Source organism: Nocardia sichangensis, from assembly GCF_047200615.1.
Taxonomy (GTDB): domain Bacteria; phylum Actinomycetota; class Actinomycetes; order Mycobacteriales; family Mycobacteriaceae; genus Nocardia; species Nocardia sichangensis.
On record NZ_JBJZOK010000005.1, the window covers coordinates 144,833 to 169,695 of the forward strand.

General features: G+C 69.7%; 15 protein-coding genes. 6 read left to right on the forward strand and 9 right to left on the reverse strand.

Translation table 11 applies throughout. The features are described from left to right. Positions 1-5: 5 nt before the first annotated feature. The 8 genes from hisG to metH form a co-directional block, all read right to left on the reverse strand. Entirely contained in the window at positions 6-857 is an 852-nt protein-coding gene (gene hisG, locus ACL03I_RS09210; protein WP_412805658.1) for an ATP phosphoribosyltransferase, read from the reverse strand. 47 nt (positions 858-904) lie between these two features. Next, a complete protein-coding gene (locus ACL03I_RS09215) occupies positions 905-1,186 on the reverse strand; it encodes a phosphoribosyl-ATP diphosphatase (RefSeq protein ID WP_174315390.1) in 282 nt (93 codons plus the stop codon). A gap of 101 nt (positions 1,187-1,287) precedes the next feature. Continuing rightward, positions 1,288-3,102, reverse strand: coding sequence for a choline/carnitine O-acyltransferase (locus ACL03I_RS09220; RefSeq protein ID WP_412805659.1), 1,815 nt, complete (start codon positions 3,100-3,102; stop codon positions 1,288-1,290). Continuing rightward, positions 3,099-3,935, reverse strand: a complete 837-nt coding sequence (locus tag ACL03I_RS09225; protein ID WP_355077506.1) for a class I SAM-dependent methyltransferase — start codon at positions 3,933-3,935, stop codon at positions 3,099-3,101. Before ACL03I_RS09225 ends, ACL03I_RS09220 begins: the two co-directional genes overlap by 4 nt. Before the next feature lie 44 nt (positions 3,936-3,979). Further along, a complete protein-coding gene (locus ACL03I_RS09230; RefSeq protein WP_355077505.1) occupies positions 3,980-4,843 on the reverse strand; it encodes a HalD/BesD family halogenase in 864 nt (287 codons plus the stop codon). Positions 4,844-5,002: 159 nt separating this feature from the next. Then, positions 5,003-5,704 carry an HAD family hydrolase gene (locus ACL03I_RS09235; RefSeq protein WP_355077503.1) on the reverse strand — a complete coding sequence of 234 codons (702 nt, stop codon included), beginning with the start codon at positions 5,702-5,704 and terminating at the stop codon, positions 5,003-5,005. A 146-nt stretch (positions 5,705-5,850) separates the two neighbouring features. Beyond that, complete coding sequence (locus tag ACL03I_RS09240) at positions 5,851-7,671, reverse strand: serine/threonine-protein kinase (RefSeq protein WP_412805660.1); 1,821 nt, start codon at positions 7,669-7,671, stop codon at positions 5,851-5,853. 657 nt (positions 7,672-8,328) lie between these two features. Continuing rightward, the gene (metH, locus tag ACL03I_RS09245; RefSeq protein ID WP_355077499.1) at positions 8,329-11,925 is read right to left on the reverse strand and encodes a methionine synthase; all 3,597 of its coding nucleotides are present in this window, start codon (positions 11,923-11,925) and stop codon (positions 8,329-8,331) included. Between the two features lie 167 nt (positions 11,926-12,092). Between metH and ACL03I_RS09250 the strand changes: the two genes are divergently transcribed. Then, positions 12,093-12,977, forward strand: a complete 885-nt coding sequence (locus tag ACL03I_RS09250) for a PAC2 family protein (RefSeq protein WP_063018039.1) — start codon at positions 12,093-12,095, stop codon at positions 12,975-12,977. A gap of 114 nt (positions 12,978-13,091) precedes the next feature. Further along, on the forward strand, positions 13,092-15,683 hold the full coding sequence (locus ACL03I_RS09255) for an AMP-binding protein (protein WP_412805661.1): 2,592 nt from the start codon (positions 13,092-13,094) through the stop codon (positions 15,681-15,683). Here ACL03I_RS09255 and ACL03I_RS09260 read toward each other — a convergent pair. Continuing rightward, entirely contained in the window at positions 15,585-15,890 is a 306-nt protein-coding gene (locus tag ACL03I_RS09260) for a hypothetical protein (protein WP_350901430.1), read from the reverse strand. The genes ACL03I_RS09255 and ACL03I_RS09260 overlap by 99 nt on opposite strands. Before the next feature lie 331 nt (positions 15,891-16,221). Here ACL03I_RS09260 and ACL03I_RS09265 point away from each other — a divergent pair, with 331 nt between their 5' ends. The 4 genes from ACL03I_RS09265 (at position 16,222) to ACL03I_RS09280 (ending at position 24,784) form a co-directional block, all read left to right on the forward strand. Further along, positions 16,222-17,361 carry an XRE family transcriptional regulator gene (locus ACL03I_RS09265; protein WP_355077686.1) on the forward strand — a complete coding sequence of 380 codons (1,140 nt, stop codon included), beginning with the start codon at positions 16,222-16,224 and terminating at the stop codon, positions 17,359-17,361. Between the two features lie 107 nt (positions 17,362-17,468). Next, a complete protein-coding gene (locus ACL03I_RS09270) occupies positions 17,469-19,166 on the forward strand; it encodes a TIGR02677 family protein (protein WP_412805662.1) in 1,698 nt (565 codons plus the stop codon). Continuing rightward, positions 19,166-20,590: a TIGR02678 family protein gene (locus tag ACL03I_RS09275; RefSeq protein WP_412805663.1), complete on the forward strand. Its 1,425-nt coding sequence runs from the start codon at positions 19,166-19,168 to the stop codon at positions 20,588-20,590. The genes ACL03I_RS09270 and ACL03I_RS09275 overlap by 1 nt, the downstream gene beginning before the upstream one ends. A 3-nt stretch (positions 20,591-20,593) precedes the next feature. Beyond that, positions 20,594-24,784, forward strand: coding sequence for a TIGR02680 family protein (locus tag ACL03I_RS09280; protein ID WP_412805664.1), 4,191 nt, complete (start codon positions 20,594-20,596; stop codon positions 24,782-24,784). The last annotated feature ends 79 nt before the right edge of the window (positions 24,785-24,863 follow it).

A 24,863-nucleotide genomic window follows, 5' to 3' on the forward strand; every position in this document is an offset into this window, starting at 1 on the left:
GGCGTTCAGAATGCGCGGCAGGAGCGGATGTCCGTGGCCAGGATGGCTTTCGCGCCCAGATCGGCCAGCTGGTCCATCAACTCGTTGCTCTGCTTGCGCGGCACCAGTGCGCGCACCGCGACCCAGCCGGTGTCGGCCAGCGGCGCCACGGTCGGCGATTCCAACCCTGGGGTGATGACGAACGCCTCGTCGAGCAAATTCTTCGGGCAGTCGTAGTCCAGCATGACGTACTGCTGGGCGAAGACCACGCCCTGGATCCGGGCGACGAGCTGATTCCGTGCCCGGTCGCCGCGATCGGCGTCCTTGCGCTCGACCAGCACACCCTCGGAGTCGCACAGCGATTCACCGAACGCGACGAGGTTGTGCTGGCGCAGCGTGCGCCCGGAGCCGACGACGTCGGCGATGGCGTCGGCGACGCCGAGCTGGATGGAGATCTCCACCGCGCCGTCGAGGCGGATCACCTCGGCCTCGATGCCGCGGCCGCGCAGATCGTCGAGCACCAGGTTCGGGTAGGAAGTGGCGATGCGCTTGTCGGCGAGGTCCTCGACCTTCCACTCCCGTCCGGCCGGGGCGGCGTAACGGAAGGTGGAGCGGCCGAAGCCGAGGGCGAGCCGTTCCTGCACCGGTGCGCCGGAATCGAGGGCGAGATCACGACCGGTGATGCCGAGATCCAGCTCCCCGGAACCGACGTAGATCGCGATGTCCTTGGGCCGCAGAAAGAAGAACTCGACCTGGTTGGCCGGGTCGAGCACGGTCAGATCGCGGGAATCCGTGCGCTTGCGGTAGCCCGCCTCGGCGAGGATCGAGACGGCGGATTCGGAGAGGGCGCCTTTGTTGGGGACTGCGACGCGCAGCATGGAGGGAGTCCTTTCGGGAGGAGAAACGGGGTGTCGGACGGCCGTCATCACAGATGTCGGTACACGTCTTCGAGCTTCAGCCCGCGACCCACCATCAGCACCTGCACCCAATACAGCAGCTGGGAGATCTCCTCGGCGAGCGACTCGTCGCTCTCGTGTTCGGCGGCCAGCCACACTTCACCGGCCTCCTCGAGCACCTTCTTACCCTGGGTATGCACGCCTGCGTCCAGCGCGGCAACGGTTCCGGACCCCTCGGGGCGGTTGACCGCACGATCCTGCAGTTCGGCGAACAGGGATTCGAAGTTCTTCACGATGAGCCATTGTTTCAGACCCGGATGCGGGTCTGTTGCTCCGGCCCACGATGGCCGGTAACGGCGACCGCCCGGTCCTCCACCCCTGAGCGGGGGCGGAGGAACCGGGCGGAAAGCGGCTAGTTCCCGGCGAGCAGCGCCTGCAGGTCGGCGACCGCCGTGCGGAGGTGGTCGGCGAACGCGTGCATCTGGTCGGCGACCGGTTTCGGAGTGGCCAGGTAGAGATTCCAGCGGTCCGGCAGCAGGACGTAGGCGATGCCGATGCAGCGGGGACTGGTGGAGCCGAAACCGAAGTAGCGGATGTTGACCGACGGCGCCGAGCTGGTGCTCAGGTAGTCGTCGCGCATGATCGTCCAGCCGGGGCTGTCGTAGAGCGGGATCGGATCGGTGACGCCCAGTTCCGCGCCGCGGCGGCGCTGGATCCACTGCAGCTCCCACAGGTGCTGCTCGGGCGCGTCACCGGCCTGGCACTGCTTGGCCCGCTCCACGTGCGCGGACGCGGCCGTCCGCGCCGCGGCGAGCTTCGCCTCGGCGCTCGCGTCCTGGTCCTGCATCGCGTCCACGAAGGCGATCATCTCCGGGGTGATCACCCGCATGGCCTCGGTGCGGCCGTTGCGGTACTGCCTGGTCGCGATGGACTCGTAGGTCGCGCCGGTGAGCCCCTTGCTGCGCCGATGGGCCAGCTGGTAGCTCAACTGCGCGAACGCGTCCGGCGAGATGCCGAGCTGCTTGGCCCTGGCGGTGCCGAAGTCCGGGAACGACACCGTCTGGGTGGCGTTCGCCGCGGCGTACTGGGCGAAGGCGGCGGCCGCCGCGGCGATATCGCCCCGCTGCGCCTCGTCGAGCACGAACTCGACCGGCTCCACCGCGGGCAGTCCCTGCGCCTGTGCGCCGGAGTGGGCGGCGTGTTCCGGCACCGAGGTTTCCAGCAGGGTGTCCACGAACGACAGGATGGTGGTGCCGTCGAGTCCGCAGTGCTCGACATTGATGCCCGCCTGTCCGTCGGCGAAGACGACGAAGGACACCGATTTGTCGAACCACCGGTTCGCGCTGTCACCGTGCAGCAACTCGTCGCAGGCGTGCAGTTCGTCGCGCGGGGCGAAGTCCTCGAGGCAGACGGCGAACAGCGCGGTCTCGATGGTGTCCAGCGCCGCGGCGTTCGCAGGCTCGGCCAGCAGCCGCTGCCTGCTCTGGGCCCATTCCGCGCGGGCCTTGGTGGTGAGGTGCCCGACGGCGGTGTCGGTGCGGGCCGGGCGGGCGCCCGCCTTCAGCACCGCGCGCAGCCCGTCGGCGAGATCCTCCGGCGAGTACGGCGCTCCGTCCGGGCCGACCACGTCCATCCGGAACGTGCTGCCGTGGAAGAACACCACGATGTGCCGGGCCTGCGAGTGACCCGGCCATTCCGCGCTGTAGGGGACCCGGACCGTGTCCTGCTCCACGCCGGGAATCCTGGTCTCGGAGAACAGGTACTTGTTCTGCCACATGGACAGCTGCTGCCCGCGCTGGGTCACCGGCGGGATGGCCTCCCGGTCGAGGGCCAGCTTGTAGTCGACGGCGGCGGAGATGATGCCCGCCGCCCGGTCCACCTGAGTCGCGGCGGTGGAGGCGGCCAGTGGGGTGTCGTCCCGGAACAGGAAGAAGAAGTTCGCGTTCAGGGCGATCCGGTCCCGCCTGCCCAGGTATCGCGACGGCCAGAACAGGTCGAGCCAGCTGCCGACGCCGGGCGTCGCGTCGTACTCCGCGAGCGCCGCGTGCAACGTGCGCCCCGGACCGTCGGGTCGCAACAGGTCGTCGACCGCGGCCCGGGTGGCGGCGATCTCGTCGGCGGTCAGCAGCGGATCGCACCACTGCAGGAACCGGCCACAGCTGTCCTCCAGCGTCGGCAGGGGCACCCGGGGAAGGTGGTCGTCGGCGGCGAAGGTGCGTTCGGTCAATGCGAGTCCTCGGTGTCGGCGTGATGTTTCGGCAGCGGCCTCGACACGTACAGGTTGGCATACAGCCAGCCCTGGTCTTCCCGGCCGGTCGTGTCGATCCCGTTGGCGGACAGGGTGTTCAGCACTTGCGCCTGTTCGGCCGCGGAGGCGAACCTGCGTTGCTCGTACAACCCCGGCGCGTGCTCGGTCCGGTAGCCGAGCGCGGCGAGTTCCGCCTCGATCGGTGCGAAGTCGAACATGCGCAGTACGAAGTGTGCCATCCACGGCCGCCTGCGCGGGTGCGCGGTGGCCACTCGGGTCAAGGTTTTCTCGGTGATGTACCCGACGCAGCCGGTGGAGACGACCAGATCGGCGGTCGCGAGCAGGGCGCGCTGCTCGTCGGTCGGCTCGCCGGACTCGAGGTCGGCGTGCACGACGTCGTGCAGGAGCCCGGCCTCCCGCGCGTACTCCAGGGCTGGGCGGGCGGCGTCCATGCCGAGGAAGCGGACGTCCTCCACCGCGGCCCGCCCCGCCACGCGGTCTCGGTCGCACCGGATCAGACCGGCCCGATCGGTGTCGGCGGCGGCGTAATGCTCGGCCAGCTCGCCGATCGTGGTGTCGAGGCGCAGCAGCGCGGCGTTCACGCCGTAGGAGCAGCCGAGGTCGAGCACGGTCGGCACGGCGACCCGGGCGGACGCGCGGTATTCCCGAATCTGTTGCTGGAAGAACGGTTTCGCCAGTTCCGGAATGCGGTAGTCCAATTCGGACATGCGCGCGTAGTAGGCGCGCGGATCGGGGCGGACGTAGATATCGTCGAAAGACGCTTTCCCGGTGGTGTCTAACGGCACTGGCACTGTCGGTCCTCTCGGGTCGAGCTCGGTCAGTCGAGCCGTTCGGCTCAGTCGAGCAGTCGATCGCCCCGGACGGCGTCGGCCGCGGCGGCTAGGTGGTCGGGTAGCACGCGGCCGAACAACTGCCGGGTGCGCTCCACCGTGCCGACCATCCCGGGACGATCGGTGTAGGCGAAAATGGCCGAATGGCGCTGACGCGCACCGTCGACGGGTGAGACGCGGTGCAACGAGAAGCGACCCTGGAACAGCTGCAGGTCGCCCGGACGCAGTTCGAGCCGCTGGACGAAGCGCTCGCCGGTGCCGGTGAGCACGGCGCGGACGTCGTCGAGGTGTTCCGCCTCGGGTGTGCGGATGTTGGGGCAGTACTCGAAGACGCCGCCCTCCTCGGCGGGCTGGGTCAGCATCGAGACGGTGAATTCGTTGGTGTCGAAATGCCAGGGGTGCGACATGCCCGGCGCGACGACGTTCAGGCACAGTCCCGCCAGGGGATCGGCGAATTCGTGCAATTCCGACAGGTCGAAGCAGTCGGCGACGAATCGCTGGAACAGCTCGTCGGTGTAGAGCCGGTGGATCAGCGCGTCGGCGGGGATGCGGTCGCGGGGCACGAAAGCGTTGCCCCGCTCGAGCACGATCCGGCCCGGATGGTCCTCCGGCAGGTCGGCGTCCAGCGGAATGTTGTAGGCGTTGACCCGCTCGACCTCGTAGTGCGCGTGCGGGGCCATCAGCTCGCCCTGCGCCCGCAACGTCTCGGTCAGTTCCGGACGGATGAAGCCACGCAGCACGGTGCAGCCGGTGTCGGCCAGTTCCGCACGGGCGCGCCGAACCGCTTCCCGCAGCGCGGGTCCTTCCGCCTCCGCCAGGGGATACCGTCCGGTATCTACGATCTCGTCGAGGACGCCCAACGCTGCCATGGCGTCATTTTGGTGGAGCGGTCGCCGACACGCCCGGGATTCGGCGAGATTGCCGGTGATCACGGTCACACCTATCATCTGCACGCACACCCGTTGCGGCACAGTAACTCTCGGCATGGCCCGTGCGCGAACGTCGCGCACCACAGCCACCCCGATGGCTCAATCCCGCACGCGCAGAGCGTTTTCGAGTTCCGCGACGGTCAGCCCGATCAATGAATCCCGGAACACCCGCCCCGGCGCGTGCGGCACCGGAATCTCGCACGGGACGACCACCACCGCACAGCCCGCGGCCTGCGCCGCACGCGTACCCGTCGGCGAATCCTCCACCGCCACACACTGTTCCGGATCGAGCCCGAGCAGCTCGGCAGCGCGCAGGTAGACATCCGGCTCCGGCTTGCCGTGCGCCACCTCGTCGCCGCAGACCGAGACATCGAAGAAGTCCCGGCCCAGCGTGTCGAGACCGAACTCCGTGAGCGACCGCTTGGTATTGGTGACGAGCGCGCTGGCCAGCCCCGCCGCGCGCACCATGGCCAGCGCATCCTTCGCACCAGGCCGCCACGGGATGGGGCCGGTCATCAATTCGGTCACCCGCCGCTCCAGGAACTCCCCCGCCGCACGCAACGAGTCCGGCGTCGGCTCGATGCCCAAGCCGGTGAACATGATCCGCAGCGCGTTCGGGCCGGACGCCCCGATCAGCGCGTGCCGGATCGCATCGGTCATCTCGTGACCGTGCTCACGTGCCAGTTCCCGCACCGCGACATCCCAGAGCTTCTCCGAGTCGAGGAGCGTGCCGTCCATGTCCCAGAGCACTCCGGCCAGTCGCGCTGTCACGTTTCGGTCCTTCTCCCAGCTCTCGTCCATGTCGCGGGCACCGTTGCGAACCTTCCGAGATCACCCGGCCGCCGCACGAACCGTACCGCCGGGACGGAGCCGCTCCGCAGCCGAGCCTGCTCACCCTCGGATGGCTGGGCTACTCGATGGCGCAGGCCAACGCTCGGCCGTGTCCCCTAGGTACCCGATGCGGCGATCTGCAACTTGGCACTGTCGCCGACGACCTCGATCCAGCGGCTCTCGGAAGTCGTCGTGCCGTTCTTCAAGGTGTAGGTCAACGCGACGACCGCCCGATTCGCGCCGTTCTGCGTAACCGAGCCCACGCTCACCGAGCGAATCGTGCCCCAGAAGTTCACGTATGAGTCGTAGCCGGTCTTTGCCTGGTATCCGGGGGCCAGCTGCGTCCAGGCGCCGGACACGTTGGTGGGCAGCATGCCGTAGTAGCCCTGGATGAACGAGGCGATCCGGTCGGGTGTCGGCGGACCGGACGGGGTCGTCGTCGCGGTGGTGGCCGGGCCCGTGGTGGTCGGGGCAGGGCTCGACGTGGACTGCGGCGTGGTGCTGGGCGGCGGAGTGGTGCTCGGCGCGGGGTTCGTCGTTTGCGCCGGAGGGGTGGTTCCCGGGGCAGGCGGGGGCAGCGGGGCACCCGCTGAAGTGGGTGCGGGCCCCGGCAGGGGCCCAGAAGTGGGCGCGGGCGCCGAGGAGGCGGATGTTTGCGCCTGGGCTGGAGCGGGAGCTTGTACCGGCGCCTGTCGCGGCTCGGCTCCGGCCGCGTCGGCCGGCGCCTGCGTGTTCTCGGGTGCCACGGCGGCCGGAGGCGCGACCGACGACGTCGGCGCGTCGCCACCCTCGCCGTCCACGCCGGCCAGCATTGCGATGATGCCGACCAGGATCAACACCCCGACCACCGCGGCGACTTCCACGGCGATCAGTCGGCGGCGCTGCCGGCCGCTCAGAACACTCCGCAACGTCGTCGCCACCCCGGCCCGCCTCGGCACCGGCCGTGACGTAACTCCTTGCGGCACGGCCGGACCCGGCACAGCGGCGGGTACGACCGCGGTGACACCGGTGTCGTCCGACTGCTCCGGCGATACGGCAGCGGCGGGGTCGGGCAGCACGGTCGTCGTGGCGGCGGGGGCGGCAATCACCTTGGTCACCGATGCGGGCAGCTCCAGATCCCGTCCCGCCGCGACGGCTTCGAGGACCGCTTTCGCCTCCCGCATGGTCGGGCGGTCGGCGACGGCCGGGGCGAGCAGGTACATCAGCACCGGCCCCAGCGAGCCGGCCGCCTCCGGCGGCGGGATTTCGCCCCGCGCCACCGCGTGCAGCAGGGCCAGCGGGTTGTCGCTCTCACCGAACGGTGGAGCGCCCTGCACCGCCGCGTACAACGTCGAACCGAGAGCGAAGACGTCGGAAGCCGGTTCCGGGTCCTCGCCGCGCGCCACCTCGGGCGACAGGTAGGCCGGCGTCCCGGCGAGAAACCCGGTGGCCGTGACCGTCACGTCGCCGACCGCGCGGGAAATGCCGAAGTCGGTGATCTTGACCGTGCCGTCGTCGGCGACCAGCAGATTCGCCGGCTTCACGTCCCGGTGCATGATCCCCGCGTCGTGCGCCGCGGCCAAGGCGCTCGCCGCCTGCGCGCCGATCCGGGCGACCTCCAGCGGCGGCAGCGTCCGGTTGCCCGACAGCTTGGTCGCCAGGCTCGGCGCGTCCAGGTACTCCATGACCAGCCAGGGCTGGCCGTCTTCCTCGGCCACGTCGAACACGGTGATGGCGTTCGGGTGGTGCAGCCGCGCCGCGATCCGCCCCTCCCGCATGGCACGCCGTTTCGCCTCCAGCGCAGCCGATCCGGTGAGTCCGGGACCGAGGAGCACCTGTTTGACCGCGACGGTGCGCTGCAGCCGGACGTCGGTGGCCCGCCACACCACACCCATGGCGCCGGTGCCGATCGGATCCGTGAGCCGGTAACGTCCCGCGATCAATCGATCCGCCGTCATCGTGGTGTGCCTCTTCCTACTTGCGCGCCTAGCCGTCTCGCACTCCACACGCAAGCCCGGAAGAATTCCGAAAGCGTACGCGCCGACGTGCTTTGCACCACTGAGCAGGGACGCGAACGCATCCGCCGACTGCCCCGGATGCAGTTACAACGCCTTCGACAATGGCACATCCACCCGACACACAGCCACCTCCCGGTGCGGGCACGGACGATCGCCCAGGTAAACCGCGCGCCCGCCACTGTGACGCGCCGACGAGCGCCCCGATGCACGCGAGACATGACATCCGGGCAGGTAGCAAAGGCCCTTCACGCGAGAGCATCTCGCTATTGCTAGCAGTCCACCACTGATCGCTCGCCGTCCGGCCGCGACGCCCGCTGCGGACCACGAACGGACGGACAGGCCGAGAAAGGCGCTCACGTCCGCTGGACTCCGCGCGCCTACGCCCGATCCGCGAGACGAAGATGGCGCGCCCCGGGCACTCGGCAGACCGATCGGCCGGTCGAGAGCGTCCGGAAGCAGCGATGCCGACCTGCGGCAAAGGCGACGTACCGATACGGCTTCCAAAGCCTCGCGCCTGACGATCGGGCAGCCGCGTTCGCGCTGACAGCGCGGCGCCGAGACCCTCGGGCGTCGGCGCCGCGCCGCATCGGCGAACGGCTACGCGTTGAAGTACTTCGCCTCCGGATGCAGCAGGACAAAGGCGTCGGTGGACTGCTCCGGATGCAGCTGCAACTCCTCGGAGAGCACGACGCCGATGCGATCGGCTTCGAGCAGGTCGACCAGTTTGGCGCGGTCCTCCAGCTCCGGGCAGGCGCCGTAGCCGAACGAGTAGCGGGCGCCGCGATAGCCGAGCTTGAAGTACTCCAGCACGTCGGCCGGGTCGGAGTCGGCGACCGCGTGACCGTCGAGGACGAGCTCCTCGCGGATGCGGCGGTGCCAGTACTCGGCGAGCGCCTCGGTGAGCTGGACGCCGATGCCGTGCACCTCGAGGTAATCGCGGTAGCTGTCACCCGCGAACAGCTCGTTGGCGAAGTCGGCGATCGGCTGACCCATCGTGACCAGCTGGAACGGAAGCACGTCCACCTGACCGGTCGAGCGGGCGTACTCCCGCGAACGGATGAAGTCGGCGATGCACAGGAACCGGTCGCGCTGCTGCCGCGGGAAGGTGAACCGGTACCGCTCCGGCGCATCGGGTTCCGGTTCGGTGAGCACGATGACGTCGTCGCCTTCGGACACCGCGGGGAAGTAGCCGTACACCACCGCGGCGTGCTGCAACACGCCCTCGGTGCTCAATCGGTCCAGCCAGGCGCGCAGACGCGGCCTGCCCTCGGTCTCCACCAGTTCCTCGTAGCCGGGACCGTCGCCACCGCGCTGCCCACGCAGGCCCCACTGCCCCAGGAACAACGCCCGCTCGTCGAGCAGGCCCGAATATTCGTGCAGCGCGAGGCCTTTCACCACCCGTGTGCCCCAGAAGGGCGGCACCGGCACCGGCAGATCGGCCGCGACGTCGGAGCGCTCCGGCACCACGACGGGCGCCTCGTTCGCCCTGCGCTCCGCCGCGATTCGCTTGGAGCGCTCGTGGCGCGCTTTGCGCTCGGCGGCCTTCTCCCGCTCGGCGATGGCTTCCGGGCTGTCCGGGTCGAGGTCGCCACCGCGTTTGCGGGTCATGATGTCGTCCATCAGCCGCAGGCCCTCGAACGCGTCGCGCGCATAGTGCACGTCGCCCTCGTACACCTCGGTCAGGTCGTTCTCCACGTAGGAGCGGGTGAGCGCCGCACCGCCCAGCAGCACCGGGAACTGCTCGGCCACGCCCTTGGCGTTGAGCTCCTCGAGGTTCTCCTTCATCACCACGGTCGACTTGACCAGCAGGCCCGACATGCCGATGACGTCTGCCTTCTTGTCCACCGCCGCGTCCAGGATGGTGGCGATCGGCTGCTTGATGCCGAGGTTGACCACCTCGTAGCCGTTGTTCGACAGGATGATGTCGACCAGGTTCTTGCCGATGTCGTGCACGTCGCCCTTCACGGTGGCCAGCACGATGCGGCCCTTGCCACTGTCGTCGGTGGCCTCCATGTGCGGCTCGAGGTACGCGACGGCGGCCTTCATCACCTCGGCGGACTGCAGCACGAACGGCAGCTGCATCTGACCGGACCCGAACAGCTCGCCGACCGTCTTCATCCCGGCCAGCAGGGTCTCGTTGATGATCTGCAGCGGCGGCACCTCGGTCATGGCCGCGTCCAGGTCGGCTTCCATCCCGGCGCGTTCCCCGTCGACGATCCGCCGCTCCAGCCGCTCGAACAACGGAAGCGCGGCCAGTTCCTCCGCCCGCGACGCCTTCGACGAGGAGGTGGACACGCCTTCGAACAGCGCCATCAGCTTCTGCAGCGGGTCGTAGCCCTCCGCACGGCGGTCGTACACCAGATCCAGCGCGACCTCGCGCTGCTCCTCCGGGATACGGCTGATCGGCAGGATCTTGGAGGCGTGCACGATCGCCGAATCCAGACCGGCTTGGACGCATTCGTGCATGAAGACCGAGTTGAGCACCTGCCGGGCGGCCGGATTGAGGCCGAAGGAGATGTTGGACAGACCCAAGGTGGTCTGCACCCGTGGATGCCGGCGCTTGAGCTCGCGGATGGCCTCGATGGTCTCCAGCCCGTCGCGGCGCGACTCCTCCTGGCCGGTGCCCAGGGTGAAGGTGAGCGTGTCGATGATGATGTCGCTCTCCGACAGCCCCCAGTTGCCGGTGATGTCGGCGATCAGCCGCTCGGCGATCTCCACCTTCTTCGCCGCGGTGCGGGCCTGGCCCTCCTCGTCGATGGTCAGCGCGACCACGGCGGCGCCGTGCTCGGCGACCAGGCGCATGGTCTGCTGGAACCGCGAATCGGGACCGGCGCCGTCCTCGTAGTTCACCGAGTTGACCGCGCAACGCCCGCCGAGGTGCTCCAGCCCGGCCCGCAGTACGGGGGCCTCGGTGGAGTCGAGCATGATCGGCAACGTCGAAGCGGTGGCCAGCCTGCTCGCCAACTCCGACATGTCGCGGGTGCCGTCCCGGCCGACGTAGTCGACGCACAGGTCGAGCATGTGTGCCCCGTCACGGGTCTGGTCCTTGGCGATGTCCAAGCACTTCTGCCAGTCCCCGGCGAGCATGGCCTCACGGAATGCCTTGGAGCCGTTGGCGTTCGTGCGTTCGCCGATCATCAGGACCGAGGCGTCCTGCTCGAACGGCACCGCGGTGTACATGCTGGACACGCTCGGCTCGTGCACCGGCGCGCGCCGCTGCGCGATCGGCGGCAGGGCCGGCTCGACTTCGCGCACCGCGGCGGTGACCTGGCGGATGTGCTCGGGCGTGGTACCGCAGCAGCCGCCGACCAGAGCCAGGCCGAACTCGGTGACGAACCCGCGCAGCGCGACCGCCAGTTCCTCGGGGGTGAGCGGGTAGACCGCCCCGTCCGCGCCGAGCACCGGCAGCCCGGCGTTCGGCATCACCGAGACCGGCACCTGCGCGTGCCGGGACAGGTGGCGCAGGTGCTCGCTCATCTCGTCCGGGCCGGTCGCGCAGTTCAGGCCGATCATGTCGATGCCGAGGGGCTCCAGCGCGGTGAGCGCCGCGCCGATCTCGCTGCCGACCAGCATCGTGCCCGTGGTCTCCACCGTGACGTGCGTGATGATCGGGATCCGGCGGCCCAGCTTCGCCATCGCGCGCTTGCTGCCGGTTACCGCCGCCTTGACCTGCAGCAGGTCCTGGCAGGTCTCGATGAGGATGGCGTCGGCGCCGCCGTCCAGCATGCCGAGGGCGGCCTCGGTGTAGGCGTCGCGCAGCGCGGCGAACGGGGCGTGACCGAGCGTGGGCAGCTTGGTGCCCGGCCCCATCGAGCCGAGCACGTAGCGTGGCGTACCGTCGGGAGACGGTCCCATCTCGTCGGCGACCTCACGGGCCAGCCGGGTTCCCCGCTCGGAGAGGTCGCGGATCCGGTCGGCGATGTCGTAGTCGGCGAGGTTGGGCAGGTTGCAGCCGAAGGTGTTGGTCTCCACCGCGTCGGCGCCCGCTTCGAAATAGGCGCGGTGGATGCCGCGCAGGACCTCGGGGCGGGTGTCGTTGAGGATCTCGTTACAGCCCTCCAACCCGCGGAAATCGTCGAGGGTCAGATCGGCAGCTTGCAGCATGGTGCCCATCGCACCGTCGCCGATGACGACACGACGGCGCAGCGTGTCGAGTAGCGTGGTGTCGAACTCGGCGGGGACGGACGCAGACATGCGTTCCAGCGTAGTGGGCGGGGCTGACGATCCAGGCCACGGCGTGGAGGCTCGGTGTCCTGGACCACACGCGCGGCCCGGAGCCGCCGCGTCCGCGCGCCGGAACACGCCACCCCGTCCGGCCGTTCTACGACACGCCATATCGCCGCACACCGTAGGCTGACCGAGTGAACGCCAGTGAAACTCCCGATCCGGAACTGCCGACGTTGCGGGATCCGGTACTGGTCGCCGCCTTCGAGGGGTGGAACGACGCCGGTGACGCGGCCAGCGGCGCCGTCGAGCATCTGGAACTGATCTGGGACGCCGAGCCGTTGGCCGAGCTCGACTCCGAGGACTACTACGACTATCAGGTCAACCGGCCGACGGTGCGTCAGGTGGACGGTGTGACCAGGGAAATCCAGTGGCCGTCGACGATGTTGTCGGTGTGCTCGCCGCCCGGCAGCGACCGCGACGTGGTGCTGCTGCGCGGTATCGAACCGAATATGCGCTGGCGCAGCTTCTGCGGCGACCTGCTGGAGTTCATCGAGCAACTCGGGGTGCAGACCGTGGTCATTCTCGGCGCACTGCTCGCGGACACTCCGCACACTCGCCCGGTACCGGTGACCGGCTCGGCATACAGCAAGGAAGCGGCCGAGCGGTTCAGCCTGGAGCAGACCCGCTACGAGGGACCGACCGGGATCACCGGCGTGCTGCAGGACCAGTGCGTGAAGGCGGGGGTCCCGGCGGTGTCGTTCTGGGCCGCCGTTCCGCACTATGTCTCCCAGCCGCCGAATCCGAAGGCGACCATCGCGCTGCTGCACCGGGTCGAGGACGTGCTCGACATCGAGGTGCCGCTGGGTGAGTTGCCCAAGCAGGCCGAGGACTGGGAGACCGCGGTGAACGAGATGACCGTGGGCGACGAGGAGATCAGCGAGTACGTGCGCTCGCTGGAGGAACGCGGCGACGCCGCGGTCGACGTGAACGAGGCGATGGCCAAGATCGACGGCGACGCCATCGCGGCCGAATTCGAGAAGTACCTGCGCAGACGGGGTCCGGGCAGCTTCGGTCTCTGATCGGTTGCGCGTCGGCGCGTTCGGTGCGGGCGGCCGGCGTCCGCGGGGTTCACCGGAAGTTCGCCGGGGGGCCACCTTCAGGTCGGGAAACGACCCCCTCCTACACTTTCGCCGGTGACCGTCCATCCGATCGTCGAGCGTCTGCGCACCTTCGACGAGCGGATCGCCGTCCATTGCCCCGACCGTGCGGGCGCGGACGGCGGCGGGTCGCCACCCACTCGGCAGGTGACCTACGCTCGGCTTGCTGCGCTCGTCGAGTCCTTCGCGGCCGAACTCGGCCCGGCCCGTCGCCTCGTCGCGCTCGCCGCGCGCAACGATCTTTCCTCGCTCGTCGCGTACCTCGGAGCGCTCAGCGCCGGCTGCGTGGTCTTGCTGACCGAGCAGATCACTGCGGAGTTGCGGGACGCCTACGACCCGGACGTGCTCGTCGAAGACGGGCGCGCCGAGGTGGTCCGGGAACGCTCGGCGCATCGCCTGCATCCGGAGCTCGCGCTGCTGCTGAGCACCTCGGGCTCCACCGGGTCGCCCAAACTGGTCCGGCTCTCGGCGACGAACCTGCGTTCCAACGCGGCGGCCATCGCCGAGTACCTGGCCATCGGCCCTGGCGATTGCGCGGCCACCACCCTGCCGATGTTCTACTGCTACGGGCTGTCGGTGGTGCACAGCCACCTGTGGCGCGGGGCGAGCCTCATGATCACCGACCAATCGGTATTGGACACGCAGTTCTGGCACGCGTTCCGGGACTGCCGCGCAACGTCGTTCGCCGCGGTTCCCTACACCATCGAACTGCTGGACCGCATCGGTTTCGCCCGTATGGACCTGCCGCACCTGCGCTATGTCACCCAGGCGGGCGGCAGACTGGGGCCGGAGCGGGTACGCGAATACGCCGCGCTCGGCCGGGAACACGGCTGGGAGTTCGTGGTCATGTACGGCCAGACCGAGGCCACCGCGCGAATGGCCTATCTGCCCGCGCATCTGGCGAGCGCGCACCCGGACTGCATCGGGATCCCGATTCCGGGCGGCGAATTCACCCTCGAGCCGGTCGAGGAAGCCGACGACGATGGGGACGAACCGCGCGAACTGGTCTATCGCGGGGCCAATGTGATGATGGGATACGCGAAGTCCGCCGCAGACCTCGCCCTCGGCCGTGCGGTCGATGCCCTGCGCACGGGCGACCTGGCACGACGCACACCCGAGGGCTTGTACCAGGTGGTCGGCAGGCGTAGCCGGTTCGCCAAGATCTTCGGACTGCGCATCGATCTGGAGCGTCTCGAATCCGGGCTGGCGGAGGCCGGATTCACGGCACGGTGCGCGGACGACGACGCGCACCTCGTCGTGGCCGTAGAGACCCCGCGGTCCGATCTCACCGAGCTCGCCGCGCGACTGTCCGGCCTGCCCGCCGCCGCCGTGCGGGTCCACGTGGTCGAACGGATCCCGCGGTTACCGAACGGCAAACCCGACTACCCCGCTATCCGGCGGCTGGCCGGATCCGCGCCGCGGACACGTGATATCCGCTCCCTCTACGCCACGACGCTGGGCATCGATCCCGCGCGGGTCCACCCGGACAGCACGTTCGTCGACCTCGGCGGCAACTCGCTCGCCTACGTGACCACCGCGGCACGGCTGGAGCGGGCGATCGGCCGCCTGCCCACCGACTGGCCGAACACGTCCGTGGCGGAACTGGAACGGATACCACGAGGCCGCAGGCGTTTCGGACGGGCACTCGACACCGGAACGCTGCTGCGCGCGGTCGGCATCGTGCTCATCGTCAGCTCGCACGCCGGAGTGTACGTGCTCTGGGGCGCGGCGCACGTGCTGCTCGGCGTGGCCGGCTTCAACTTCGCGCGGTTCGGGGTGACCACGGCCCCAGCCGCCGAGCGACTGCGCCACACGTTGCGCACCGTGGCATACATCGCGGTGCCGACGGCACTCTGGGTCGCGCTGACCATGACTCGCACCGACTACTACGGCTGGCAGAATGTCATGTTACTGAACAAGATTCTCGGCCCGCACGACAGCGCCACCGCCGGGCACCTGTGGTTCCTCGAGGTGCTCGTGTATTTCATGCTGGCCGCCGCGCTGTTGATCCGGATCCCCGTGGTGGACCGGTGGCAACGGGCCGAGCCGTTCTGGTTCGCGATGGCGCTGGTCGCGCTGAGCCTCGTCTTTCGATACCAAGCGTTCGGTCTGTATTCGGCGAAGGACATCCCGTTCTCTCCGCTGGCGGTGTGGCTCTTCGCGCTCGGCTGGGCGGCGGCGAAGGCGACGTCGATGTGGCAGCGGATGACGGTGAGTGCCGTCGTACTGATCACGGTGCCTGGCTATTTCGGCGTTCCCGAACGGGAACGTTTGATCATGGCGGGCTTGCTCGCACTGGTGTGGTTGTCCGCGGTCCGGGTTCCCGCCGTCGTCGCCGTCTGCGCCGCGGTGCTGGCCGACGGCTCGTTGTTCGTCTATCTGCTGCATTGGCAGGTATACCCGCTGTTCGAACAGCACCGGCTCGCGGGGCTGCTCGCTTCCCTGGCAGCGGGTGTACTCGTCACCGGCGCGGTGACCGGGCTGCGACGCTGGGGTTCGGGGCGGTACCGGACAGTACGGTCGCGGCGATCAACTCTCCACGGTCCACACCCGCGCCGCCGCCTCCTGAGCCAGCTTGGCGATCAAGATGTCGCGCGGAATCGTCTGGCCGGCAAAGTGATCGAGTGAGGGAACCACAACATGGTGCGCGTCCGCGCGCTTGAGTTCCGCCGTGAGCTCGGCGAAAGCCGCACCGTCACCGCCGGTCGATTCATGGAACGTTGCGGCGAAGCACAGCCCTTCCTCGCGGGCGAGGCTGCTCATCGCGGCCTCGAGCTCCTTGCTATGGCCATCGGCCAGATCGTCACGCAAGTATCCATAGATCAACGCTTCCACCCGAACCTCCGTTGGATTGGGATCGCTGTTCTCTTATGTGGATCCACCCGTTTTACGGGGTATTTGCGCTTCGTGCAAGAGCAGATGTACTTGCAATTGCTCTTACAGGAGGGGCTGGCTAACTTCTAGCGCCATGTTCAGCATGCACAATGCGGCGGCGCGAAAGTAGCTGTCAACACACGGACATCTGCCTGCCCTCTTAAGGCCACCAAACGTTAACTGGTGCGATACTACAGACGTGGCCGCTACCGACGATCGACCCGTCTGGGCAGTCCGAATGCGTTCCGAGCGTGACGCGAGGGGGTGGTCGCAAGCCGACGCTGTTCGCGTGATGCGTGGAAAGTCTTCGCACAACCTGCCGACCGACAGTACTCTCCTACGCAACTGGCGCCGTTGGGAATCGGGCGAATCACGCCCCGACGACTTCTACGCGCCGATCATCGCCGCCACCTTCGACACGGTGACCGCGGCGTTCTTTCCCAAGGCCAGACCGAACCGGGACGACGAATTGCTCTCGGCCACCGGCATGGACACGCTCGAGTTCATCGGACGACTCCGTATGTCCGATGTGTCCTCCGTGACACTGGAGGCCGTCCGCATCACCGCAGAACGCCTGTGCTGCGAATACTCCTACGCCGACCCGCACGACCTGCACGCCGACGGCACCGCGTGGCTGCGCAGGATCACCTCGTTGCTGGACGGTCGCCTGACCCTGGCGCAGCACCGCGAAATCCTCGTTCTCGCCGGATGGGTGGCGTTGCTGGTCGGCTGCGTCGACTACGACCTCGGCAGGCGCACCGCCGCGGAGGCGACCCGCCGCGCCGCCCAGTCGCTGGCGCAGGAGGCGGAGAACATCGAGATCGCGGCATGGGCAGCGGAAATGACCGCGTGGTTCGCGCTGACCCAGGGTAACTACCGCGGCGTCATCGAGACCGTGCAGCCGACGCTGGAAGTAAGCCAGCACCTGCGCGTCGGTGTCCAGCTCGCCGCCCAGCGCGCCAAAGCCTGGGCCAGGCTGGGCAACCCGCGCGAGGTGGAGGCGGCGCTCGACGAAGGCCGAGCTATCTTGGAGCGACTCGATCATCCGGCCAATCTGGACAACCATTTCGTCATCGATGCGAACAAGTTCGACTTCTACGCGATGGACTGCTGCCGGGTCGCGGGCGAGGATCGGCTCGCCGAAACCTACGCGCGGGAAGTGATCCGCAACGCCACCCGCCCGGACGGCAGCGTGCGCAATCCGATGCGGGTCTCCGAGGCGCACCTGACTTTGGCCGTGGTCGCGGTGCGCGACCGTGACCTGGAACTCGCGGTCGCCGAGGGCATGCGCGCGTTCGCGGGCAGCAGGCGGTCGTTGCCCTCGCTGATGTGGATCGCGGGGGAAGTCGCGCGCGAGATCATCGAGCGGTTCCCCGGCGATCCGCGCACCCGCGCTTATCTGGACCAGTTGCGTTCGCTGTCCGTCGAGTGAGCCGACCTGCGCCGCGGCAGCGGCGAACGGTGACGAACCGGACGCGGCCACGCCGAACACCGGAACGTCGTGCGGGTGGCGATCGGCCCGCTACTACCCTGTTCCCGGTGACCGACTCCGATGACGGCTGGGCCGACGCCCACTGGGACGACCGGCTGCGGCTGTTCTCTTTCGCCACCGCCGAGCGGCGCGCCGATTACCTCCGGGTGCTGCGCGCGTTCGACGGCGCGCGGGCAGCATACGTGGTGCTGCTGCACGCGGACGACGTCGCGGAGTGGATCGACCGCAACGGGAACACGCCGCACACGCCCGATCCGGTCACTGCGAACCAACCGGTCACGAATGCCGGCGTGGATCCGGCGCAAGCGCGCACGCGTCCGTCGGATCCACCCGGGGGCGAGCCGGAAACCGGTGCGCCGGACCGGTCCCCGGAGACACCCGGCCGACCCGCGGCCCCCCCGCTGACCGCGGCCGAGATCGGCCCGTTGCTAGACCAGTTGCACCAGTGGGGCATGCTGGAGCGCAGTTACGACGGAACCCGCGCCGCGACGCTGGCCGAATATCGTAATCGGCACTACGTGTACCAGTTCTCCCAGGCTGGTTTCCAGGCCTACCAGGCAGTCGCCGGTGTGCTCAGCGCCCGCCTCGACGAAGCTTCGTTGTCGCGCCTGGTGCTGCCGGAACTGCTGGCCGATCTGCACACCCTGGCCGAGGCCAACCGGGCGGGTGACGCCGAACGCGTCTACCGCACGCTGCGCCGTCTCGACATCGCGTTATCCGACCTGGCCGCCCGCGCCGCGCACTTCTATCTGGGGCTCGGCGACCTGGTTCGCACCACCGAGATCACCCCGGAATCGTTTCTCGCGCACAAGGACGCCCTGCTGGCGCACATGCGGGAGTTCAGCCTCGACCTGGCCCGGTTCACCCCGCGGCTGGCGGCCGCGATCGCCGAGATCGAGGAGACCGGCGTCGACGACCTGATCGGCCGGGCGGCGCGCTGCGACGAGCGGGTGCTGCTGAGTGTCGAGGAACGCCGGTCGGATTGGCAGGCCAGGTGGGACGGACTGCGGACCTGGTTCGTCGCGTCCGGCGGTGAACAGGCGGGGACGACGGAGGCCGAGCGGTTGCGTGAGGCCACCATGAGCGCGATCGCCGCGGTGCTGTCGCTGCTGCGGCGGGTCACCGAGACGCGGCGCGGCGGGGTCAGCCGGGAGTCGGCGCTGCGGCATCTGGCCGGCTGGTTCACCGCGGCGCCGACCGTGGACAGCGCCCACGCGCTGTTCGACGCGGTGTTCGGGCTGGGCAAGCCGCGGCACCTGGCGATGGAGCACCCGGACGCCGACGTGATTCCGGCGATTCGATCTTGGTGGGACGCACCGCCGTTGGAGATCTCGCGCACGCTCGCCGAGACCGGACGCCCGCCCTCCGCGGGTGCGCCCGCCCGTATCCACCGCAACGACGCGGGTATCCGGCGTCTGCGCGAGGCGCAGTTGGACGCGCAGCGGGCCCGCGCGGAGGCCGCCAGGTCGCTGGCGTCCGGCGACGTGCACGAACGAGTGCTGGACGACCGGGAGACCGAGGTGCTGCTGCGGCTGCTGGACGCCGCGTCCACCGCGTGGGTTCCGGTGCGCGGCCGGGTGGCCGGCACCACCGGCTCCGACAGCGGCGTCACCCTGACGGTGTCCGAGCACGACGGTCCGACCGTCGTGCGCACCACCCGGGGACTGCTGCGGTTGAACAACCGGTCACTGAAGATCGAGCAGACCGCCGGAACACGGTCCCGCCCGCGCGGGGAGCACGGCTGATGCACGCACGCACCATCGATGCGCTCGCGCTGGACAACTACCAACGCGCCGCCCGAGTCGTCCTGGCCAACCACCTGGTGACCCGCGCCTATCCGGACCGGATCGCACTGCCGCTGATCCGGCGCTGGGCCACCGAGCTGCGCGAGGACCTCGCCGAATTGTTCGGGTACCGCCTGGAAGTCACCGAGACCACCGCGCGGGTCTTCCCGGTCGTCGACCGCCTGGACGCGGGCAGGCCCGCGCGTACCGCCGCCGAGCGCGTCTTCGACCGCCGCCGCTACGCCTACCTGGCTCTCGCGCTGGCCGCGCTGGGGCGCGCCGGGGACCAGATCACGCTGTCGGAGCTGGCCGATCAGGTCGCCGCCTACGCGAACCGGGTGGAGGGACTGGAACTGGCCACCGACCGGGCCGCCGACCGCGACGCGTTCGTCGACGCGGTGGGCTGGCTGACCGTGCGCGGCGCGCTGGGCCTGGCCGACGGTGACGCGGGCGGCTGGGCCAGCGATCCGGAGGCCGGTGAGGCGCTCTACGACATCGACCGGCCGGTCGTCTTCGCGCTGTTCCGGCCGCCGCGGGCCCTGCAACATCTGCACGGCGTGCGCGGGTTGCTCACCGAAGAGCCCATGGTCGGCGGTGTTTCCGCGCACGCGACGACCACCGCCGAAATCGCCCGCCGGGTACGCAGGGCGCTGGTGGAGCAGCCGGTGGTGTACGCAGAGGATCTCGCACCCGAAGAGCGTCCTGTTCTCGCCCAGGAGCGGATCGTCGCGGAGGTCGAACTGTTCACCGGGCTGCGCGCCGAACGCCGCGCGGAGGGCGTGGCGCTGATCGACACCTCGGGGCGGCTGTCGGACGTCCGCTTTCCGGGGACCGGGACGCTCGCGCAGGTCGCCTTGCTCCTGGCCGGTGAGATCGCCGACCGCGTGCTGGACATCGATCACCCGCTGCCGCGGCGCCACGCCGGCCCGGACACGGATGCGGCACTGGCCGACCAGCTCGATGAAGCCATTCCCGAATCCACGCTGTTCGTGCCGCTCGCGGAGCCGCGTTCGCCGGATCCGTCCGCCCCCGAACCGGATTCGGCGACGGATGCAGCGGAGCAGACAGACCGGTCCGTCGCCACAGGCTATCCGCTGATCGACCGGGCCTGGCTGTATGAGACGGTGCAGGCGCTGGCCGATCGCTACGGCACGACGTTCGCCGCGCAATGGCAGGCCGACGTTCCTCGCCTCACCACCGAGGTGGTGGCGCTGCTGGAACGGCTGCGGCTGATCCGGATGGTCGAGGACGGACTGCTCGTGCTGCCCGCACTGGCCCGCTACCGTGGCGCGGTCGTCACGGTCCGCACCAAGCGGGCCGCGGAGCTGTTCGTCACCGCGGCCGACACCTACGGGCCCGGCGGCACCGGGACGGAAGGGAACTGACGAATGTCGCTCATTCACGGCGGAGTGCGGTTCACCCCCACCCGCGCCGGGATCGTCAACCTGTGGGACTACCGCGACCAGGAGTTCTGTTTCGCGGACGGCAGATTGGTCCTGCGCGGGCCGAACGGGTCGGGCAAGACCAAAGCGCTGGAGGTGCTGTTCCCCTTCGTTCTGGACGGACGGATCGAGCCGCGCAGGCTGAACCCGTTCGCGGGCGAGGAACGCACGATGAAGTCGAACCTCCTCTACCGCAAGCAGGACTCGGCCTACTCCTATGTCTGGATGGAGTTCGCGCGCGGTCGCTGGGAAGACCCCGAGGCGGTCACCGTCGGCATCGGCATGCGCGCCACCCGCTCCTCGGACAAGGTGACCCGCTGGTATTTCGTCGCCGACGGCCGGGTCGGGATCGACTTCTCCCTGATCGGCCCCGACGATCGGCCGTTCACCCGTAAGCAGCTGGCCGAGCAGATCGGCACCGACTCGATCGTCGACCGGCCGGTGGACTATCGCAACGCGATCGACGCGCGCATGTTCGGCCTCGGGACGCAGCGCTACGACCAGCTGATCAATCTGATCCTCACGCTGCGCCGCCCGCAGCTGGCCAAGAACCTCGACCCGCGCGGTTTGTCGCAGGCGCTCACCGACGGCCTGCGCCCGCTCGACGAGCAACTGATCCTGGACGCCGCTCGCTCGTTCAGCGATATGGAGGAGGTCGGCAGAACCCTGGAGGGTTTGGTGCACGCCGACACGGCGACCAGAGCTTTCGTCGAGGTGTATCGCAAATACCTTGCGGTTCAAGCGAAGACGGATATCGACCAGGTGCGGGCGCGGCTCGACGCGGTGACCCACGCGAGCACCGCGCTGTTCGCCGCCACCGCGCTGCGCGAGCGCAGGGAGACCGAGCGTGCCACGGCCGAGGCTCGGGCCGAGGACGCCGACCGCGCCTACGAGCAAGCCATCGCCGACCGGGAGAATCTCCAGCGTTCCAGCGCCTACGAGGGTAAACAGCAGCTCGACGACCTGGCCGACGCGGTGCGTCGCCTGGAGACCTCGGCGGGCGTGCACGCCGACAAGGCGCTCAAGTCCCGCCAGACCCTGGACCAGCGGACCCAGGAGGCCGAGCGCGCACGCACCGCGGTGCGCACCGCCGCCGCCGCGCTCGCCCGCGGCGAGGACGATCTGCGTGCCGCCGCCGAGGAGGCGGGGATCGCATGGACGCCGCTGCCGGAGTCGACGCGGGCCGAGCAGCTCACCGCGGCGGTGCGCGGGCACGCCGAGGAGCGCGACGTCGATGTGCGCGCGGTGCGCAAGGCGGTGGGCGCGGTGGACACCGCTGCCGCCGAACGCACCAGGGCCGAGCGACTGGCCGAGCGCGCGCGGGAACTGCGTGATGCCGCCGCGGCGGAGGTCGCGCACGCCGAAGCGACGGTCGCCTTGACCCGTTCCGAGGCCGCGGCCGCGTTGCGGACCTGGTGGGACGAGCACCGCGCGGTCTACGCCCCGGTGCGCTCCGGCCTGTTGGAAGCGCTGAACTCGGCGCTGGCCGAGGCCGGTTCGGATGCGCCCACCGTGGCCGAGGTGCTGGCCGATCGCACGGAACCCCTGCTCGAGGAGATCCGCACCCGCCGCCAAGAGGCACGCGCCCAGGTGGCCTCGGCCACGGCACACGTCGAGGAGCTGACCGCCGAACTCGAGCGGGTCGCGGCCCGGCGCGACGACGCGCCACCGGTATTCGCGGGCCGCTCCGGCCGGACCGGTGACCGGTCCGGCGCCGCACTGTGGCGGCTGGTGCGCTTCGCCGACGACGTGCCGCCCGAGACCGCCGCGGGCATCGAGGCCGCGCTGCACGCCGCGAATCTGCTGGACGCCTGGGTGTGCCCGGAAGGCGAGCTGCCGCCGAACTACGAATCCGATCAGTTCCTGCTGCCGCTGCCCGCATCGGACCGCCCGGCCGGTCGCACGCTCGCCGACGTGCTTATCGTGGAAGACGATTCGGACACGCTGACGGTGCCGCGGCAGGTCGTGGCCGATGTGCTCGCTTCCATCGCCCTGCACGAGGACGCGGGCGAGCCGAGCGGCGCGGTGACGATCGGAGCGAACGGCGCGTTCCGGCAAGGCGTGCAGATCGGCCGCCACCGCAAGACCGACGCGGAATTCATCGGCGCCACCGCGCGAGCCAGACGCCGCGAGCTCCGCTCGGCCGAGTTGACCGCGGCCGTGGCGGCCGCCGAGGCGGACCGGAGCGCCGCCGGACAGCGGGAGGCCGCCGCCACCGCCGAACTCGCGCGAATCTCCGCCGCCGCCAAAGCGCTTCCGCGTCCGGCCGCGGTGACCACGGCGCTGCGCGCGGTGTCCGAGGCCGCGGGCGTGCTGCGGTCGCGTGCGGAGGCCGCCGCCCACGCCGAGCGCGAACTCGACCAGGCGGTCGCGGACGTGTCCGCCGCGGAGAAGAAACTGCGCGCCGCCGCCACCGCACACCGCACACCGCGCACGGCGCGCGAGATCGACGCCCTCGCCGCCGCCATCCGGCACTTCGAGAACACCGGCACGGGATTGTTGCGGTTGCGCGGCGACCACGAGCGGGAACGAGAGCGCGAACGCGAAGCCGACGACCGCTTGACCGAAGCCACCGACCTGGCCGAGGCGTTCGCGGAAGAGGCCGAGGCCGCGCGCACCGGATACCAGGAGCAATTGCGCAAACTCGAGACCCTGCGCGATGCCCTCGGCGCAGGCGCGGCCGACATCGACCGCGAATTGGAGCAGGCCCGGCAGCGGATCGAGGCGACCAAGGTCGAGCAGAAGGCCGCGCGCAAGGCAGCCAACCAGGCCATCGAGGCGGTCGGCGACGCCGAAGCCGCCTACCGTACCGCGCACGAGTCGCTGGCCACCGCGCTGACCGAGGTGCTGGCGGAGGTGAAAGCCCTCGCGCCATACGCTCAGCCGGATCTGCTCACGCTGCTCGGCGCCCCCGCCGACGGACGCTGGCCCAGCAGCGACGCCGCGTGGTCGACGCCCGAGCAACTGCTGTACCGGATCGCGACGGCGGGGCCGGAGGCATCACCGCGGGTGCTGCCGGACGAAGTCGCCGCGCTGTTCGACAGCCTCTCGGCGGCCACGGCAGCGGTGCGTGTGAGCGAGGCGACGCGCAAGTCCACCCGCACGGCGGTGACCGGGGCGTTGCAGGAGTTCGACGCGGCGTTGGCCGGCTCGGGCCGCGATTACCGGTTGCAATGGGACGCCGCCGACGGCCTCACCGTCGTCCAGGTGCACGACGAACACGGGGCTTCCGCGCTGGCCGACTTCGCCGCCCGCGTCGACGCCGCCCGGCGGGATCAGGAACTGCTGCTCACCGACGCCGAGCGCCGCATCCTGGAGGATGCCCTGTTGACCGGCCTGGCCCAGCAGATCCACGAACGCACCAGCGACGCGCGCGATCTCATCGCCAGGATGGGCGCGGAGATGAAGCAGCGGCGGATGTCCTCGGGCAACACCATCGGCGTGCACTGGGTGCTGGCCGACAGCCTGTCCGACGCGGCGCGGGCGATGTGCAAGCTGCTCGACCGGGACGCGTCGGCGCTGACGGCGGAGGATCTCGCGGCGATCCGGGCGCACTTCGCCTCCGAGATCAGGGCGGCGCGGGCGGCGCACCCGGAACGCTCCTACCCCGAGATCCTGGCCGCGACCCTGGATTATCGCACCTGGCGGGTGTTCTCGTTCACTTTGATCTCCGCCGACGGCAGCGAGGACAAGCTCACCGTGGCCAGGCACAGCGCGCTGTCCGGCGGCGAGCAGTCGGTGTCGCTGCACCTGCCGCTGTTCGCCGCGGCGCACGTCATGCTCGATTCCGCCGACCCGCAGGCCCCGCGCCTACTGGCCCTGGACGAGGCGTTCGCGGGCGTCGACGACAACGGCCGCAGCGAATTGCTCGGACTGAGTGTGCAATTCGACCTCGATCTGTTCATGACCGGCTACGACCTGTGGATCACCTATCCGCACGTCCCGGCGTGCGCACACTACGACTTGGCGCACTCGGCGGCCGAGAACACCGTCAGCGCGACACTGCTGGTGTGGGACAGCGGCGACCTGCTCGCCGAACACGACGGAACGGATCTCACCGCCGCGCTCGGCTCCCCCGATCGGCGCAGGCTTCCCACCACGATCGAGGGCGGGCTGGAACTCACGCCGGTGATCTAGTACTCCAGCCGAAAGTCGTGTCATGGCCCGAGTCGGGATCAGCGCTGGTGTGACTGCGTCGGGCGCGAATACGACATGA

Coding starts and splice junctions, on each gene's coding strand:
- ACL03I_RS09240 (WP_412805660.1), bottom strand. CDS start 7,671: ATGACGGCGGATCGATTGATCGCGGGACGTTACCGGCTCACGGATCCG.
- ACL03I_RS09280 (WP_412805664.1), top strand. CDS start 20,594: ATGTCGCTCATTCACGGCGGAGTGCGGTTCACCCCCACCCGCGCCGGG.
- metH (WP_355077499.1), bottom strand. CDS start 11,925: ATGTCTGCGTCCGTCCCCGCCGAGTTCGACACCACGCTACTCGACACG.
- ACL03I_RS09265 (WP_355077686.1), top strand. CDS start 16,222: ATGCGTGGAAAGTCTTCGCACAACCTGCCGACCGACAGTACTCTCCTA.
- ACL03I_RS09275 (WP_412805663.1), top strand. CDS start 19,166: ATGCACGCACGCACCATCGATGCGCTCGCGCTGGACAACTACCAACGC.
- ACL03I_RS09230 (WP_355077505.1), bottom strand. CDS start 4,843: ATGGCAGCGTTGGGCGTCCTCGACGAGATCGTAGATACCGGACGGTAT.
- ACL03I_RS09235 (WP_355077503.1), bottom strand. CDS start 5,704: ATGGACGAGAGCTGGGAGAAGGACCGAAACGTGACAGCGCGACTGGCC.
- hisG (WP_412805658.1), bottom strand. CDS start 857: ATGCTGCGCGTCGCAGTCCCCAACAAAGGCGCCCTCTCCGAATCCGCC.